Genomic DNA, 17,401 nt, shown 5'->3' on the forward strand with positions numbered 1-17,401 from the left:
CCCGCCTGGCCGCACGACCATGCCCGGTCTCGATGATGTCGATGACGTCGATGATGTCAATGACGTCGATGACTACCGGGCCGCCGCGTGCCGCCCCCAGGTGTAGCCGAGAGATATCAATTCAGATGAGCATGACAAAAAAAAGTTCCCTGTTTGTGTTGTTGCCGCTGGCGGTGTTGACCGCCTGTACGTCCACCCCGAACCAGGCGCCCGTGATCGAGCGCCCCGTCGCCCGCCGCGCGCCGCCGCCCGCGCCCGCGCCGGCACCGGTCCAGGAAACGCGTGAGGGGTACTACGCGGTGAAGAAGGGCGATACGCTGATCCGCATCGCGCTCGATCACGGCCAGAATTATCGCGACATCGTGGCGTGGAATAACCTCGCCAACCCGAACGACATCAAGGTGGACCAGGTATTGCGCGTGGCACCGCCGGAAGATGCGCCGGGCGTGCGCACCGCTGCCGTCGTGATGCCGCCGGACACGACGAAGATTGCGCCGCCGCCACCGAAGAAAACGGAACCGAAAGGCGACAAGAAGCCGTACACCGAAGCCGAACTGAAGAACGACAAGGATGGCAATGGCAAGCCGGACCCGGCGCCAAAGGCCGCCGACCGGCCGGTTCAACTGGCAAGCGTGAAACCGTCGGTACCCGCCGCCGCGCCAGCGCCGGTGCTGTCGCCCGAGGACCGCGAAGTCAGCTGGATGTGGCCCGCCGAAGGCAGGGTTGTCGGCCAGTTCGACGAAGGCAAGAACAAGGGGATCGACATCGCCGGCCGGCCGGGGCAGCAAGTGCTTGCGGCAGGTGCAGGAAAGGTGATGTATGCCGGTAGCGGCATCCGCGGTTATGGTAATCTCGTCATCGTAAAACACAGTAACGGCTTGTTGTCCGCCTATGCGCACAACCGGTCCATCCTCGTCAAGGAGGGCCAGACGGTGGGCAAAGGGCAGGCGATTGCCGAGATGGGGGATTCCGATTCCGACAGCGTCAAGCTGCACTTTGAAATCAGGCAGCAAGGCAAGCCGGTCGATCCTTCGAAATTCCTGCCGAACCGCTAGGAGGCTCCGGCTCCCAGGTTCCCGCCCAGCAGGCAACGTCTACCAGGTAAACGCCCATGCCAAGCTCGCCGAACGATTCTCTGGAAGATGACGCCCTCCCGGACGACATGTCGGATGAGAACTTCGGGGGCGGGCAACTGGCGGACGACCGCCTTGTCGACGACGATGGCGGCGACGACGAGCAAGATGGAAGTGCCGGCAATGGCAGTGACGGTGCCGCCGATGGCCGCGGCGCTGCGCTGGCCAGCGTCGACGAGCTGAAAAAGGTGCTGGCGGCCGAGCTCTCCACCGACACCACGCAGCATTACCTGAACCAGATCGGTACGCGGCCGTTGCTGACGGCGCCGCAGGAAGTGCATTTCGCCACGCTGGCAAAGTCGGGCGATTTCGCCGCCCGCCAGAAGATGATCGAGCACAACCTGCGGCTCGTCGTCTCGATCGCCAAGCACTACATCAACCGCGGCGTGGTGCTGCTCGACCTGATCGAAGAAGGCAATATCGGCCTGATGCGGGCGATCGACAAGTTCGAGCCCGAACGGGGCTTCCGGTTTTCCACTTATGCCACCTGGTGGATTCGCCAGAGTATCGAGCGCGCCATCATGAACCAGGCGCGCACGGTGCGGCTGCCCGTGCACATGGTGCGCGAGCTGAACCAGATCCTGCGCGGCAAGTACCACCTCGAAGCGCAGCACCACAACGGCAAGGATGCCACGGCCGAAGACATCGCCGATCTCGTTGGCCGCCCCGTCGATGAGGTGCAGGACATTCTCGCGCTGTCCGAACATGCCACGTCGCTCGACGCGCCGCTGGACAACGACCCGCAATCGTCGCTGATGGACATGCTGCCCGGCGATGCCGACGACAGCCCGGACGCGCGCGCCGAACACCAGGAAATGACGCACCTGGTGCGCGACTGGCTGTCGCGGCTGCCGGACAAGCAACGCATCGTCATCATGCGCCGTTTCGGCCTCGACAACGACGATCCCGCCACGCTGGAAACCCTGGCCGAGGAAATGGGCGTGACACGCGAACGCGTGCGGCAGATCCAGCAGGAAGCGCTCGTCAAGTTGAAGCGGGCGATGGCGGCGCGCGGCGTGGTGCGCGATTCGCTGCTGTGACGCCGGCCTGGCGCTGACGGTCTCGCACCGGGCGCCGGGCGCCGGCACGGCGTGCCTGGCGCCCGATTTTGTTGCCGCGCCCGCCGGCCCGGCGGAAATTCCCTCCTCCCTTCTGCTATCATACTGCCCTCCCAAAACGCCGCTCCGCCGGCCAACCGATAGACACTCATGCAAGACAACAGCATCGAAATCAAATCGCTCGACATGGACGCGCGCGGCGTCGGTCACCTGCAGGATAACGAAGACGGCACGCCGGGCAAGGTGGTGTTCGTGGAAGGCGCGCTGCCGGGCGAGCGGGTCAGCTTTGAAATGCTGCGCAAGAAAAAGAACTGGGAATCGGGCCGCGTGACGGCGATCCACCGGGAATCGGCCATGCGCGTGCAGCCGAAATGCGTGCATTTCGATTATTGCGGCGGTTGCTCGATGCAGCACCTGGAAGAGACGGCGCAGGTGGCGATCAAGCAGCGCGTGCTGGAAGACAACCTGTGGCACCTGTCGAAGGTGAAGGCGGACGTGATGATGCGCCCTTTGCAGGGCCCGACGTGGGGCTACCGCTATCGTGCGCGCCTGTCGGCGCGCCACGTGGCGAAGAAGGGGACCGTGCTGGTCGGCTTCCATGAAAAGAAATCGGTGTACGTGGCCGACATCCAGAGCTGCCAGATCCTGCCGAAGCACGTGTCGGACATGATGATGCCGCTGCGCGCGCTGATCGGTTCGCTGTCGATCTTCGACAAGGTGCCGCAGCTCGAACTGGCGATCGGCGAAGATTTGACCGTGCTGGTGATGCGCAACATGGTGCCGTTGACGGCGGACGACGAAGCAAAGCTGAAAGCCTTCGCCGACGAATTCAATATCCAGTGGTGGCTGCAGCCGAAAGGCCCGGAAACCGCGTATCCGTTCTACCCGCTGGACAAGCAGCTGCATTACCTGCTGCCGGAATTCGGCATCCGCATGCCGTTCAAACCGGTCGATTTCACGCAGGTGAACCACCAGATCAACCGCGTGCTGGTGCACAAGGCGCTGCGCCACCTGGACGTGCAGCCGGGCGAGCGCGTGGCCGACCTGTTCTGCGGTATCGGCAACTTCACGCTGCCGCTGGCGACCCAGGCGCGCGAAGTGGTGGGCATCGAAGGCAGCACCTCGCTGACGGAGCGGGCGCAGCAGAATGCCGTCGTCAATGGCGTCGGCGACAAGACCACGTTCTACTGCCGCAACCTGTTTGAAGTGACGAAGGATGACCTGATCGCACTGGGCAAATTCGACCGCATCCTCGTCGACCCGCCGCGCGATGGCGCGATGGCGCTGTCGCTGGCGCTGGCGGAGCTGAAGGAAACCAACCCGGAGCTGCTGCCGAAGCGGATCGTCTACGTGTCGTGCAGCCCGTCCACGCTGGCGCGCGATGCGGGCGTGCTGGTGCATCGCGCGGGTTACACGCTGTCGCAGGCCGGGGTGATGAATATGTTCCCCCATACGTCGCACGTCGAGTCCATGGCGGTGTTCGATCTCGCCTGACAGGGCGCCAACCAGGACCTGCGCCCGGTAGTGCCGGCCGCAGGTCCTGGCGTTACTGCCTGGCGTGGCTTTTCGCGTTCAACGCGCGCGGCGCACGACACGCCGTGCGGCCAGCGCCAGCAGGCCGGCGCAAAGCAGCCACCCCGCCGCGGGCTCCGGCACCGGTGCCGCCATGCGCGTCACGTTCGACAGCGCCTGGAAGTAGACGGACACCGGGCGATACTCGCCACTGCCGTTGGCGAAAGCCAGCATGAAGTCGTCTTCCACCATCATCCTGTCCGGCCAGTCCGCGAACGCCAGGCTTTGCCTGGTGAACTGGGTGAATGTGTAGCCATCCCCATCGATAATCCCCACGTGGGCCATGCCTACCACGTCGTAATATTCAGCCGGCGTACCCCATCGTTCGGCCAGCGTCGACAGGTGGCCGCCGATCGTCAGCACCGTGTGGGGGCGCAGCATGAAGTGCACGGCCTGGTTCGATGTGCCACCCACGGCGCCATACCCGCCAAGGCTGGCGTCTCCGATCGCGCCGGCGAAAACGTCGGCCAGGGCGCCGCTCGTCCTTGCTTCAGCAACGCTCCCGCCAAGGCCCAGTCGCAAGGCGGCCGGTATCGCTGGCGTGGGATAGCCGGCGGCGTAATACTCCGCAGTCGATGTATACGCGCTGGCAAACAGCGATGAGTGGGTCGACAAGATATCGTAGCCGGCCGGATTGCCATCGGCCGGCGTGAGATCGAGCACGTCGAAACGGACATTGCTGATCGATGACGTCGCAACACCGTTCGCCGCGGCGCTGAGCGAGGTCAGCAGTAGTGCCAGTGTGGCGAGGGGCATGCGTAATGGGAAAGTCATGAAGCCTCCATGCAGAGTGGTTAAGGGAGGCTCAAGCGCGCGTTCGAGTTGGCGCATCATACGTACTGCTCGGCTTGCTCCCGTTGACCTTGGCCATGCTGGCTCATGGAACTTCCTGAAGGGGTACGTAATTACGCACAGGGAAATATTTCCACAAAATGGGGACTGTCCCCGGTGTTGTTTTGCGACCAGCCCAGCAGTATCAGCCGAGCAGCAGGGACGTAAAAAAGCCGGCGCGAGGCCGGCTTTCGATGGAGCGGGGGAGCTTAGTCGCGGTCGCCGCTGGTGAAGCCCAGGATCGACAGCAGGCTGGTGAAGATGTTGTACACGTCCAGGTACAAGGCCAGCGTGGCGCTGATGTAGTTGGTTTCGCCGCCGTTGACGATGCGTTGCACGTCATACAGGATGAAGGCGGAGAAGATACCGATGGCCAGCACCGAGATCGTCAGCGACAGGGCCGGGATCTGGAAGAAGATGTTCGCCAGCGATGCCAGGATGATCAACACCAGGCCGATGAACGCGAACTTCGCCACGCCGGAGAAATCGCGCTTCGACACGGTGGCGATGCTTGCCAGCACGCCGAAGATCGCCGCGGTACCGCCGGCCGCCAGCATGACGAGCGTGCCGCCGTTCGCGAACGACAGCGTGCGCATCAGCAGTGGCGTCAGCATCAGGCCCATGAAGAACGTGAAGCCCAGCAGCAGGGCCACGCCCACGCCGCTGTCCTTGTTCTTCTCGATCGCCCACATGAACCCGAACGCGATGCCCAGGAACAATATCGCGCCGAGGAAGCCGCCCGGCATCGGAATGCCGAACGTCATGCCCGCGGCCGCGCCCAGCACGGTCGGGATCATCGACAGTGACAGCAGCCAGTACGTGTTGCGAAGCACGCGGTTCTGGGTGACTGCACGCCCACCCGCATGTTGATAAGTTTTTTCCAAGTTCGCCATAATTGCACTCCTTTTGTTGGTACGGTGTACCCTTGCCAAAGCTTAGCACGCGTGGTGCCGAAAAGGGCTGAAGCCCGCCGGGATGGTCTAATGTTGTCAAGTCCGATCTAGTTCGAGACTTAGGTTCGATACTCGAGTGTGACTCTTGAAATCCTCCGGAATCCGCCCAACTGCCTGCGAACGGCTGGGCTTCCCAGCCAACACCGCCCGCAATGATGCGATTTCCAGGGTTTCGATACGGCTTTCCGCCGCTTGTTACGCCATCTTCCGCCCCAACACGCATAGTATATGGGGTGTTGTATGCTAAAATCAAAGGTTGATCGAGAAATCAATTTGGTTTTAACCCTTTCTTTTTACTGGAGTTTTTAATAATGGCAATCGAACGCACCCTGTCCATCATCAAACCGGACGCAGTCGCGAAGAACGTCATCGGCCAGATCTATAGCCGTTTCGAAGGTGCCGGCCTGAAAATCGTGGCGGCCCGCATGACCCAACTGTCGCGCGCCGAAGCCGAAGGCTTCTACGCTGTGCACGCTGCCCGTCCTTTCTTCAAGGATCTGGTGGACTTCATGGTGTCCGGCCCGGTCATGATCACCGTGCTGGAAGGCGAGAACGCCATTGCCGCACACCGCGACCTGATGGGCGCAACCGATCCGAAGAAAGCGGAAAAAGGCACGATCCGCGCCGATTTCGCTGATTCCATCGACGCCAACGCCGTTCACGGTTCGGACGCTGCCGAAACCGCCGCTGTGGAAATCGCTTACTACTTCCCAGCACTGAACGTGTACTCCCGCTAATCGTCAAGATTACGGCGCTATAGCACTACCAAGCAGTACCGCCTGGCGCCCCGGCATGTCCGGGGCGAAGGCGTTTTGAAATGAAGATTGATACGAATATGGAAACGACCCTCACCAACCTGCTGGACCTCGATCCCGCGCAACTGATCGATTACTGCGCGCAGTTGGGTGAGAAGCCGTTCCGCGCCAAGCAGTTGCAACGCTGGATCCACCAGTTCGGCGCGTCGGACTTCGACAGCATGACCGATCTCGCCAAGTCGCTGCGCGAGAAGCTGAGGACGCGCGCCCACATCACGGCGCCCGCGGTCATCAGCGACCATACCTCGACAGACGGCACGCGCAAGTGGCTGGTGGACGTGGGCAACGGCAACGCCGTCGAAACCGTGTTCATCCCCGAGGAAAACCGCGGCACGCTGTGCATTTCCACCCAGGCCGGCTGCGCCGTCAACTGCCGCTTCTGCTCGACGGGCAAGCAGGGCTTCAACCGCAACCTGACGGTGGCCGAGATCATCGGCCAGCTGTGGATGGCCGAGTTCGAGCTGCGCAAGACGAAAGGCATCGAGCCGGGCCCGAAAGGCGAGCGTCAGATCACCAACGTGGTGATGATGGGCATGGGCGAACCGCTGCTGAACTATGAGCCGACCGCCACCGCGCTGAAACTGATGCTGGACGATAACGCCTACGGCCTGTCGCGCCGCCGCGTCACCCTGTCCACGTCGGGCGTGGTGCCGATGATCGACAAGCTGTCGCAGGACGTGCCGGTGGCGCTGGCCGTGTCGCTGCACGCATCCAATGACGAGCTGCGCAATGGTCTCGTGCCGCTCAACAAGAAATACCCGTTGGCCGAATTGCTGGCAGCCTGCAAGCGCTACCTGGAATTCGCCCCGCGCGACTTCATCACGTTCGAATACTGCATGCTGGATGGTTTCAACGATACCGACGAGCATGCGCGCGAGCTGATCGCGCTGGTGAACCACCCGCAATACGGCATCAACTGCAAGTTCAACCTGATTCCGTTCAACCCCTTCCCGGAATCGGGACTGACGCGCTCGAAGAATCCGCGCATCAAGGCGTTTGCCGAGATCCTGATGAATGCCGGCATCGTCACGACGATCCGCAAGACCCGCGGCGACGATATCGACGCCGCCTGCGGCCAGCTCGCGGGCGAGGTCAAGGACCGCACCCGCGTGGCCGAACGCATGGAAAAGATGGCCGAATACCAATCGAAGTTCGGTGCCGATTTCGGCAAGATCGTGGAGATCCGTTCCTGATGTCCACGCCCGCCCAGTGCCGCGCGCGCCTGGCAACCCTCGGCATGGCCGGGTTGCTGGCCGTGCTGCTGGCCGCTTGTACGGGCGGGCCCGGTGGTGCCGGCAATATGGGCGGCTCGGGCGGCACGAGCGGCAAGGCCGAGTTGCCCACGCTGTCGGATGCGACGGCCGCGCAAAAGCGCGCCCAGATCCGCATGCAGCTGGCGGTCGGCTATTACGAGCAGGGCCAGTTGCCGATCGCGCTCGACGAGATCAAGAAGGCCATCGCCGCCGACCCCGGCTATGCGGATGCCTATGGCATGCGCGCGCTGATCTACATGGGCATGGGCGAAGCGACGCTGGCGGACGATAATTTCAAGCGCGCACTGCAACTGGCGCCGAACAATCCGGACATCGCGAACAATTACGGATCGTTCCTGTGCCAGAACGGCCGCGTTGCCGAGTCGTTCCGCTGGTTCGACGCGGCGCTGGCCAGCCGCCAGTATGCATCGCCGGTCAAGGCAATGAACAATGCCGGCAGTTGCGCGCTGAAGAACAAGGATTACGAACGGGCCGAGAAATACCTGCTGCAGGCATTGCAGCTGGCACCGGACCAGCCGTCGACCAGCGCCAACCTGGCGCGGGTCTATTACGAGCGTCGCGACTACGCGCGCGCCAACTTCTTCATTACCCGGCTGGGCAAGGTAGCCCGGCCCGACAGCCTGCCGGCCGACGTGTTGTGGCTGGCGATCAGGGTGCAGCACCGGCTCGGCGACAAAGGGGCGGAAGAAGGTTGGGCGACGCAGCTGCGCCGCCACCATGCCGCCTCGCCCGAGTATGCTGCGTATCAACGCGGGGCGTTTGATGAGTGAGACAGGGGTAATAATGGATTCAGAAGGGCAAAAGCAGCCGCAGGGCCAGCCGTACAATCCGCCGCAGGACCGGCGCGATGCTTCCGCACCCGGGGCAACGCTGGCCGCGCAGCGCGAGAAGATGGGCCTGACCGTGGAACAGATTGCAGACCAGCTGAAACTGGCGCCGCGCCAGGTGGTGGCCCTCGAGCAGGGCGACTTCGCATCGCTGCCGAACATGGCCGTCACGCGCGGTTTCATTCGCGCATATGCCAAGGTGGTGCGCCTGGACCCGGCGCCGCTGGTGGCGCAGATCGAGGTGACGCCATCGGTGACGGCGACGGACCACGTGCCGATCAAGCGCGAGAAGGTTCCCACCCGTTTTTCCGAGTCGCGTTTTCCCACGCTGACCGAGCGGCAGTCGAAGCCGAAGGTGTGGATCATCAGCGGTGTCGTGGCGCTGGCCGTCGTCGGCGCCGCCGCCGCATGGCAGGCCGGCCTCGTGTCGCCTGGCGCACTGCGCAAGCCTGCCGCCACCGCGCCGGCAACGGCTGTCGTACCGGCCGCGCCGGGCACGGCCGCAACCACCGCCACGACCACGACCCCGCTGATCTCCGCGAACGTGCCGCTCGTGTCGGTACCAGGCCAGGGCCCGGCAACGCCGGAAAACACGGCGCCGCTGGTGACGACACCGGCACCCGCGACGGCGGCCACGACTCCGGCACCGGCGACGGTGACCCCGACGCCGGCCGCCACCACGCCGGCACCGGCTACGACGCCGGCGCCGGCAGCAACCACTGCCGCCGCGCCAGCAACGGCAGCAGCAGCAGCAGCGGCACCGCAAGGCGCCAACACGCTGACGCTGGTCTTCACGGCCGATTCCTGGGTCGAGATCAAGCGGCCCGGCGCATCGTCGCTGATCTCCCGCGTCGTGCGGGCGGGCAGCACCGAATCGTTTGAAATCGACCGCCAGTCCACGCTGACCGTCGGTGCGCCCGACGGCGTGCGCGCCACGCTGCGCGGCCAGCCGTTGCCGCTGCCGAAGATGCCGAACGGCACCATTTCCCGCGTCCAGGTCAAGTAATGAGCAATTTCGAAACACACACCGCGATTCCCTCCGGCCCGCTCGCGCGCCGCGCCAGCAAGGGCGTGCTGGTTGCCCATGGCGACCGCAAGGTCTGGGTCGGCGGCGACCATCCCGTCGTCGTGCAGTCGATGACGAACACCGATACCGCCGATGCCGTCGGCACGGCGATCCAGATCAAGGAACTGGCCCGTGCCGGTTCCGAGCTGGTGCGCCTGACGGTGGACCGGCCCGAGGCGGCCCAGGCCGTGCCCTACATCCGCGACCAGCTCGACAAGATGGGCGTCGACGTGCCGCTGGTCGGCGATTTCCACTACAACGGCCACACGCTGCTGACCGAGTATCCGGATTGCGCGGCAGCGCTGTCGAAGTACCGCATCAATCCCGGCAACGTGGGCAAGGGCGCCAAGCGCGACACCCAGTTCGCGCAGATGATCGAAGTGGCGATCCGCCACCAGAAACCGGTGCGCATCGGCGTCAACTGGGGATCGCTGGACCAGGCGCTGCTGGCGCGCATCATGGACGAGAACGCGGTGCGCGCCAATCCGTGGAGCGCGCAGGCCGTCATGTATGAAGCACTGATCACGTCCGCCATCGAGAACGCCCAGCGCGCCGAGGAAATCGGCCTGGGGCGCGACAAGATCGTACTGTCCTGCAAAGTCTCCGGCGTGCAGGACCTGATCGCCGTCTACCGCGAACTCGCGAAACGCTGCGATTACGCGCTGCACCTGGGCTTGACGGAAGCGGGCATGGGCAGCAAGGGCATCGTCGCCTCGACGGCCGCGCTGTCCGTGCTGCTGCAGGAAGGCATCGGCGACACGATCCGCATCTCGCTGACCCCGGAACCGGGCGGCGACCGCACGAAGGAAGTCATCGTCGGCCAGGAAATCCTGCAGACGATGGGCCTGCGCAAGTTCATGCCGATGGTGATCGCCTGCCCGGGATGCGGGCGCACCACGTCGACCACGTTCCAGGAACTGGCCGACGATATCCAGACCTTCCTGCGCGAGCAGATGCCGGAATGGAAGAAGAGCCACCCGGGGGTGGAAGCGATGAACGTGGCCGTGATGGGCTGCATCGTCAACGGCCCCGGCGAATCGAAGCACGCCAATATCGGCATCAGCCTGCCCGGCACCGGCGAATCGCCGGCCGCGCCGGTGTTCGTCGACGGCCAGAAAGTGGCCACGCTGCGCGGCGATACGATCGTGCAGGAATTCCAGCAGATCGTGCTCGATTACGTACAAAAGAACTACACACCTGTAAGCGCATAAGAAACCATGTCCGAAAATAAAAAAGCAGAAAAGATCACCTCGGTCAAAGGGATGCCGGACATCCTGCCCGCCGATGCCCACCTGTGGGAGATCTTTGAAAACACCGCGCAGTCGATCCTGCAAAGCTACGGCTACCAGAACATCCGCACGCCGATCGTCGAGGAGACCCGCCTGTTCGCGCGCGCGATCGGCGCCGTGACCGACATCGTCGAAAAGGAAATGTATTCGTTCGAGGATTCGATGAACGGCGACCAGCTCACGCTGCGCCCGGAAGGCACCGCCGGCGTCGTGCGCGCCGTGCTCGAACACAATCTCGTATACGACGGCCCGAAGCGCCTGTGGTACAAGGGCCAGATGTTCCGCCACGAGCGCCCGCAGCGCGGCCGCTACCGCCAGTTCCACCAGTTCGGCGCGGAAGCCGTTGGCTTCACCGGCCCGGACATCGATGCCGAGCTGATCATGCTGTGCCGCCGCCTGTGGGATGACCTGGGCCTGCCGGAGATCCGCCTGGAACTGAACTCGATCGGCGACGCCGCCGAACGCGCCGCGCACCGCGTGGACCTGATCAAGTACCTGGAACAGCACGAGGAACTGCTGGATGCGGAAGCGAAACGCCGCCTGCACACGAACCCGCTGCGCATCCTGGATACGAAGAACCCGGCGCTGCAGGACATCGTCAACAATGCGCCAAAGCTGCTCGACTACCTGGGCGAGGAATCGCTGAAGCACTTCGAGGGCGTGAAGAATATCCTCGACCGCAACGCGGTGCAGTACACCGTCAACACGCGCCTGGTGCGAGGCATCGACTACTACAACCGCACCGTGTTCGAATGGGTCACCGACCAGCTGGGCGCGCAGGGCACCGTGTGCGCCGGCGGCCGCTATGACCCGCTGATCGAGCAGTTCGGCGGCAAGCCCACGCCGGCCGTGGGCTTCGCGATGGGCATCGAGCGCCTGATCGAACTGATGAAATCGGCCGGCGAAACGGCCGCGCCGAACCAGTGCGACGTGTATCTGGTGCACCAGGGCGAAGAAGCGCAGATGCAGGCCTTCATCCTGGGCGAGCGCATTCGCGACGCCGGGCTGGACGTCATCCTGCACTGTGCCACCACGGCCGGCGCCGGCTCGTTCAAGAGCCAGATGAAGAAAGCCGACGGCAGCGGCGCGTCGTTCGCGATCATCATCGGCGAAGACGAAGTGGCCAACAACACCGCCAGCGTGAAGGCGCTGCGCGGCGCCGAAGGCGAGCAGCAGCAGGCATCCGTGGCGTTCGAGGAAGTGGTCGGCTATGTCGTCGACCAGATCATCGGCGGCGACGCGTGCGGCGACGACTGCGACGATCACCACCACCATCACTGATCCCGAAGGATAGATTCCATGGCATTCGATCACCAAGAAGAAGAACAGCTCGCTTCCCTGAAGGCATGGTGGGCTAGGTACGGCAACGCCGCAACGTGGGTGCTGGTGGCTGGCCTGGCCGCCTATTCCGGCTGGGCGGGCTGGCAGTACTACCAGCGCACGCAGGCCGTCGAAGCGTCCGCACTGTATGACGAGCTGCAAAACTCGGTCGGCAAGGACAATGCCAAGGTGCAGCGCGCCGCCGGCGACATCGAAAGCCGCTATGGCCGCACGCTGTATGCGCAGATGGCCGCGCTGACGGCCGCGAAAAGCGCCTTCGACGCCAACGACCTGAAGACCGCCAAGGCCAGGCTGCAGTGGGTCATCGAGCACGGCAACGACGAGTACAAGGCCGTGGCGAAGATCCGCCTGGCCGGCCTGCTGCTGGACGAGAAGGCCTATGCCGACGCATTGAAGGCGCTGGACGGCGACGTGCCGGCACAGTTCAAGGCTGCCGTCAGCGACCGCAAGGGCGATGTGCTGGCCGCGCAGAACAAGCTGGCCGAGGCACGCGCTGCCTACCAGGCCGCGCTGACCGGCACGGACGAAAAGAATCCCGCGCGCCAGCTCATCGAGCTCAAGCTCGAAGCCGTCGGCGGCACGGTGCCGGAACCGAAGCCGGCCGCCGCCTGAAATCGGCGCTGGCGCCAGCACCAGGTTGCACATCCCGCGGCCGGCATGACGGCCCGCGGGCAGGCATGACCCGTACCGCCTTCCATTGTTAGGAGCAAGGTTTAATTTATGCGTATCACCGGTAAACTCATCGGCGTGAGCCTGCTGTCCATGACGGCCGCGTGCAGTTCCCTCAGCTCGCTGAATCCATTCAAGGAAAAGGACAAGAATCCGCCGGCCGCGCTGGTGGACATCAAGTCGCCGATTCCCGCCAAGGTCGTGTGGAAGCATTCGGTCGGCAAGGCCGGCCTGTACGTGTTCTCGCCGGCATTGGTCGACAACGCGCTGTTCGTGGCCGACAACGATGGCAACATCGAGCGCCTGGACGCGGCCACCGGCCGTTCGCAGTGGAAGATCAAGGCCGGCACCGAGCTGACCGCGGGCGTGGGCGCCAACGGCAAGCTGGTCGCGGTGGGCGGCACCAAGGGCACCGTGATGGCGTTCGACGCCGCGACGGGCAAGGTGCAGTGGAAAGTGCAGGCATCGTCCGAAGTGCTGTCGGCACCGGCCGTGACCGACGAGCTGGTGATCGTGCGCAGCATGGACAACAAGATCACCGCATACGACACGAAAACGGGCGACCGCAAGTGGTTCCTGCAGCGCACCACGCCGCCGCTGACCCTGCGCAACGCGCCGGGCATGGTGGTGGCGCAGCCGAACGTCTACGTGGCCCAGCCGGCCGGCAAGCTGCTGTCGCTGGCGCTGGCCAACGGCGTGCCGCGCTTCGAGGTGTCCGTGGCCGAGCCGCGCGGCGCCACCGAACTGGAACGCGTGTCGGACATCGGCGGCACGCCGGTCGTCATCGGCAGCGATATCTGCGCCGTCACGTACCAGGGCAAGGTAGGCTGTTTCGACCTGACCACGGGCGTGGCCAAGTGGAGCAAGCCGGCATCGTCCGACGTGGGCGTGGGCGTCGACCAGCGCTTCGTCTTCGTGGCGGACGACAAGGGCCACGTGTCCGCGTTCGGCCGCGAAGGCGGGCAGAGTGCATGGAAGAACGATTCGCTGGGCAACCGCGTGCTGTCGACGCCCGTGTCGTATGGCCGCGTCGTGGCCGTAGGCGATTTCCAGGGCCAGGTGCACCTGCTGTCGCGCGAAGATGGCGCGATGCTGGGCCGCGTGGCCACGGACGGCAGCCCGATCAGGTCGACGCCGGTGGTGGCGGGATCGAACATGATCTTCCAGACCCAGTCCGGAACGATCGCCGCGATCGCGGTCGAGTAAAGTAGCAGATATCAAGATACGCTGTAATGACGGCCGCGATGGCGATGGCAATCGCGGCCGGGCAGTTTCCTCAATAACACCAAGCAGTAATGATGATCGCGCGAGCGGTCGAGCAGAATACAAATGAAGCCGGTAATTGCACTCGTGGGGCGCCCGAACGTCGGGAAATCGACCCTTTTCAATCGTCTGACCCGCTCGCGCGACGCGCTGGTGGCGGACTTGCCTGGCCTGACGCGTGACCGTCACTATGGCGAGGGCCGCGTCGGCGAACGCCCGTTCCTGGTCATCGATACCGGTGGTTTCGAACCGGTCGCCAAGGAAGGCATCATGTTCCAGATGGCCCTGCAGACGAAGCAGGCCGTCGCCGAAGCGGACGTGGTGATCTTCCTCGTTGACGGCCGCCAGGGCATGACGCCGCACGACAAGACCATCACGGACTTCCTGCGCCGCAGCGGTCGCCCCGTGCTGCTCGTCGTGAACAAGGCCGAAGGCATGAAGTACACGTCGGCCGTGTCCGATTTCTATGAACTGGGCCTGGGCGATCCCTATGCGATCTCCGGCGCGCACGGTGACGGCGTCACCGATCTGGTGTACGAAGCGCTGGACAAGGCATTTGCCTCGCGCCCGGAAAATGCCGAAGAGCTGCTGCCATCCGAACGCGGCATCAAGCTGGCGCTGGTGGGCCGCCCGAACGTGGGCAAGTCCACGCTGATCAACACGCTGCTGGGCGAGGAACGCGTGATCGCGTTCGACATGCCGGGCACCACGCGCGACTCGATCGAGATCCCGTTCGAACGCGACGGCAAGCACTACACGCTGATCGACACGGCCGGCATCCGCCGCCGCGGCAAGGTGTTCGAGGCGATCGAGAAATTCTCGGTCGTGAAGACGCTGCAGTCGATCTCGGAAGCGAATGTGGTGATCCTCATGCTCGATGCCCAGCAGGACATTTCGGAGCAGGATGCCCACATCGCCGGCTTCATCCTGGAGTCCGGCCGCGCCCTGGTGCTGGCCGTGAACAAGTGGGATGGCCTGCAGTCGCACCAGCGCGACCAGGTGAAGAACGACATGGACCGCAAGCTCGATTTCCTCGGCTTCGCCAAGACGCACTTCATCTCGGCGCTGAAGGGCACCGGCATCGGCCCGCTGATGAAGTCGGTCGACGCCGCCTACGGCGCAGCCATGGCCGACCTGTCCACGCCGAAGCTCACGCGGGCACTGCTGGAAGCGGTCGAGAAACAGGAACCGAAGCGCAAGGGCGGCCTGCGGCCGAAGATGCGCTATGCCCACCAGGGCGGCATGAATCCGCCGATTATCGTCATCCACGGCAATTCGCTGGACGCGATCAGCGAGCCTTACAAGCGCTACCTGGAAAAGCACTTCCGCGAGACATTCCAGCTCGTCGGTACGCCGCTGCGCATCGAATTGCGGACGGGTAAAAACCCGTTCGACAAGCGCGAGAAGAGCTGACCGCGAACCTGGCCACCGGCTGTCGCTTGGATAGAAAGAAGTCGCAGATAGCAGCCGAGCCGCAGGGGTCTGTCCCCGGTAAGTAGGGACAGGCGCCTCAGCTGTCAGCTTGTCGAGGGGACTGACCCCGGTTTTTTGCCAGCATTTCGACAGCATAACGAAAAACCGGGGTCAGTCCCCTAATCAATCCTGCGGCAAGCACTCCAGGCGTCACTTACCGGGGACAGACCCCTGTAACCCGGTATTTCACCGACCCGGAAACTTCACATTCCGAATGCATTTTTTTCCTTGTTTTCATTCGGACACCCCTGCATAAATTACAAAAACCGGTTACAGTAGCTTCGAAGCATTTCCGTCTGGCGGAGGGTGTTTTTTACCTCTGCAATAAGGAGTAGCCGGCACTTGAATTCAAGCGTTTCGCCTCCAATTCCAACACAACAACATAAACTGGAGCTGTTATGAGCAATAAAGGGCAATTGTTACAAGACCCATTCCTGAACGCGCTGCGCAAGGAGCACGTTCCTGTTTCGATCTATCTCGTCAACGGCATCAAGCTGCAGGGTCATATCGAGTCGTTCGACCAGTATGTCGTCCTGCTGCGCAATACCGTCACGCAGATGGTGTACAAGCATGCCATCTCGACCGTGGTGCCGGCACGTGCCGTCAACCTCAACATCGATTCCGAGGCGGAGTAACGCGTTGATCCTTGTGACAACGCCGCAGCCCTGCATTCCGCTTCAACGTCCTCTGACCGTCCCATGCGCGCAGCTTTAGTCGGTGTGGATTTCGGTCAGGGCGACTTCGGCGCCAGTATCGACGAATTGATGCTGCTCGCGCGATCCGCGGGAGCGGAGCCCATCACGACCGTCACCGGCAAGCGTTCCAGCCCCGATGCCGCCTATTTCGTCGGCAGCGGCAAGGCCGACGAGATCGGCCATGCGGTGCAGGACCACCAGCTGGAGATCGTCATCTTCAACCATGCGCTGTCGCCAGCCCAGCAGCGCAACCTGGAAAAGCGCCTGAACGTGCGGGTGCTGGACCGTACCAGCCTGATCCTCGATATCTTTGCCCAGCGTGCCCAGAGCCACGAGGGCAAGCTGCAGGTCGAGCTGGCGCAGCTGCAGCACCTTTCCACGCGGCTGATCCGCGGCTGGACCCACCTGGAGCGCCAGAAGGGCGGTATCGGCCTGCGCGGCCCCGGTGAAACCCAGCTGGAAACCGACCGCCGGCTGATCGGCGAACGGGTGCGGATGCTGCGCGCACGCCTGGCGAAACTGCGCAAGCAGCATGAAACGCAGCGCCGTTCACGTGGCCGCAACAATGCCTTTTCCGTGTCGCTGGTCGGCTATACCAATGCCGGCAAGTCGACGCTGTTCAACGCGCTGACCAAGGCCGGCGTCTATGTAGCGGACCAGTTGTTCGCCACGCTGGACACCACCTCGCGCCGCGTGTACATGGGCGAGGACGCCGGCAACGTCGTGATCTCCGACACGGTCGGCTTCGTGCGCGAACTGCCCCACCAGCTGGTGGCCGCGTTCCGCGCCACGCTGGAGGAAACCATTCACGCCGACCTGCTGCTGCACGTCGTCGATGGTGCAAGCCCGGTGCGGATGGAGCAGATCGAAGAGGTCAACGCTGTGCTGCGCGAGATCGGCGCCGACCATATTCCCCAGATCCTTGTCTGGAACAAGATCGACGCGGCTGGCCTGGAGCCGGCGGTGGAACGTGATGAGCATGATAAGATTGCTCGCGTTTTCATCAGTGCCCGTACGGGCGAAGGCCTCGATCTGCTGCGCTCATCGATCACCGAGGCGGCCCAGGTTCAACGGGAGGCGAATCTGCGTCCGAAGGACGACACGCCGCCCGATGCCATTTCCACATTCACCGATGTCTAAAA

Annotated in this window: 16 protein-coding genes; 14 read left to right on the forward strand and 2 right to left on the reverse strand. The window is 63.7% G+C overall.

Going from position 1 to position 17,401, the window contains the following annotated elements:
• Positions 1-131 precede the first annotated feature (131 nt).
• The 3 genes from EWM63_RS20720 (at position 132) to rlmD (ending at position 3,685) form a co-directional block, all read left to right on the forward strand.
• A complete protein-coding gene (locus EWM63_RS20720) occupies positions 132-1,055 on the forward strand; it encodes a peptidoglycan DD-metalloendopeptidase family protein (protein WP_130188229.1) in 924 nt (307 codons plus the stop codon).
• A gap of 56 nt (positions 1,056-1,111) precedes the next feature.
• Entirely contained in the window at positions 1,112-2,173 is a 1,062-nt protein-coding gene (gene rpoS, locus EWM63_RS20725) for an RNA polymerase sigma factor RpoS (RefSeq protein ID WP_130188230.1), read from the forward strand.
• 168 nt (positions 2,174-2,341) lie between these two features.
• Positions 2,342-3,685: a 23S rRNA (uracil(1939)-C(5))-methyltransferase RlmD gene (gene rlmD, locus EWM63_RS20730; protein ID WP_130188231.1), complete on the forward strand. Its 1,344-nt coding sequence runs from the start codon at positions 2,342-2,344 to the stop codon at positions 3,683-3,685.
• A gap of 78 nt (positions 3,686-3,763) precedes the next feature.
• On the opposite strand, the gene EWM63_RS20735 is transcribed toward rlmD, so the two are convergent.
• The gene (locus tag EWM63_RS20735) at positions 3,764-4,537 is read right to left on the reverse strand and encodes a PEP-CTERM sorting domain-containing protein (RefSeq protein WP_165390878.1); all 774 of its coding nucleotides are present in this window, start codon (positions 4,535-4,537) and stop codon (positions 3,764-3,766) included.
• Between the two features lie 266 nt (positions 4,538-4,803).
• Positions 4,804-5,487, reverse strand: coding sequence for a Bax inhibitor-1/YccA family protein (locus tag EWM63_RS20740; protein ID WP_130188233.1), 684 nt, complete (start codon positions 5,485-5,487; stop codon positions 4,804-4,806).
• 371 nt (positions 5,488-5,858) lie between these two features.
• Here EWM63_RS20740 and ndk point away from each other — a divergent pair, with 371 nt between their 5' ends.
• The 11 genes from ndk (at position 5,859) to hflX (ending at position 17,399) form a co-directional block, all read left to right on the forward strand.
• Positions 5,859-6,284, forward strand: coding sequence for a nucleoside-diphosphate kinase (gene ndk / locus EWM63_RS20745; protein ID WP_130188234.1), 426 nt, complete (start codon positions 5,859-5,861; stop codon positions 6,282-6,284).
• A 98-nt stretch (positions 6,285-6,382) separates the two neighbouring features.
• Positions 6,383-7,555, forward strand: coding sequence for a dual-specificity RNA methyltransferase RlmN (rlmN, locus tag EWM63_RS20750; protein ID WP_130190512.1), 1,173 nt, complete (start codon positions 6,383-6,385; stop codon positions 7,553-7,555).
• A complete protein-coding gene (gene pilW, locus EWM63_RS20755; protein WP_130188235.1) occupies positions 7,555-8,406 on the forward strand; it encodes a type IV pilus biogenesis/stability protein PilW in 852 nt (283 codons plus the stop codon). Before rlmN ends, pilW begins: the two co-directional genes overlap by 1 nt.
• Before the next feature lie 13 nt (positions 8,407-8,419).
• Positions 8,420-9,469, forward strand: coding sequence for a RodZ domain-containing protein (locus EWM63_RS20760; protein WP_130188236.1), 1,050 nt, complete (start codon positions 8,420-8,422; stop codon positions 9,467-9,469).
• Complete coding sequence (gene ispG / locus EWM63_RS20765; protein ID WP_130188237.1) at positions 9,469-10,740, forward strand: flavodoxin-dependent (E)-4-hydroxy-3-methylbut-2-enyl-diphosphate synthase; 1,272 nt, start codon at positions 9,469-9,471, stop codon at positions 10,738-10,740. Before EWM63_RS20760 ends, ispG begins: the two co-directional genes overlap by 1 nt.
• 6 nt (positions 10,741-10,746) lie before the next feature.
• Positions 10,747-12,099, forward strand: a complete 1,353-nt coding sequence (hisS, locus tag EWM63_RS20770; protein ID WP_130188238.1) for a histidine--tRNA ligase — start codon at positions 10,747-10,749, stop codon at positions 12,097-12,099.
• Between the two features lie 18 nt (positions 12,100-12,117).
• The gene (locus EWM63_RS20775; protein ID WP_130188239.1) at positions 12,118-12,771 is read left to right on the forward strand and encodes a YfgM family protein; all 654 of its coding nucleotides are present in this window, start codon (positions 12,118-12,120) and stop codon (positions 12,769-12,771) included.
• A gap of 108 nt (positions 12,772-12,879) precedes the next feature.
• Positions 12,880-14,034 carry an outer membrane protein assembly factor BamB gene (bamB, locus tag EWM63_RS20780; protein ID WP_130188240.1) on the forward strand — a complete coding sequence of 385 codons (1,155 nt, stop codon included), beginning with the start codon at positions 12,880-12,882 and terminating at the stop codon, positions 14,032-14,034.
• A gap of 123 nt (positions 14,035-14,157) precedes the next feature.
• On the forward strand, positions 14,158-15,504 hold the full coding sequence (gene der / locus EWM63_RS20785; RefSeq protein WP_130188241.1) for a ribosome biogenesis GTPase Der: 1,347 nt from the start codon (positions 14,158-14,160) through the stop codon (positions 15,502-15,504).
• A 458-nt stretch (positions 15,505-15,962) separates the two neighbouring features.
• A complete protein-coding gene (gene hfq, locus EWM63_RS20790) occupies positions 15,963-16,199 on the forward strand; it encodes an RNA chaperone Hfq (protein WP_093558029.1) in 237 nt (78 codons plus the stop codon).
• Between the two features lie 63 nt (positions 16,200-16,262).
• Entirely contained in the window at positions 16,263-17,399 is a 1,137-nt protein-coding gene (gene hflX, locus EWM63_RS20795) for a GTPase HflX (RefSeq protein WP_130188242.1), read from the forward strand.
• Positions 17,400-17,401 lie beyond the last annotated feature (2 nt).

The organism is Pseudoduganella lutea, assembly GCF_004209755.1.
Lineage (GTDB): Bacteria > Pseudomonadota > Gammaproteobacteria > Burkholderiales > Burkholderiaceae_D > Rugamonas > Rugamonas lutea.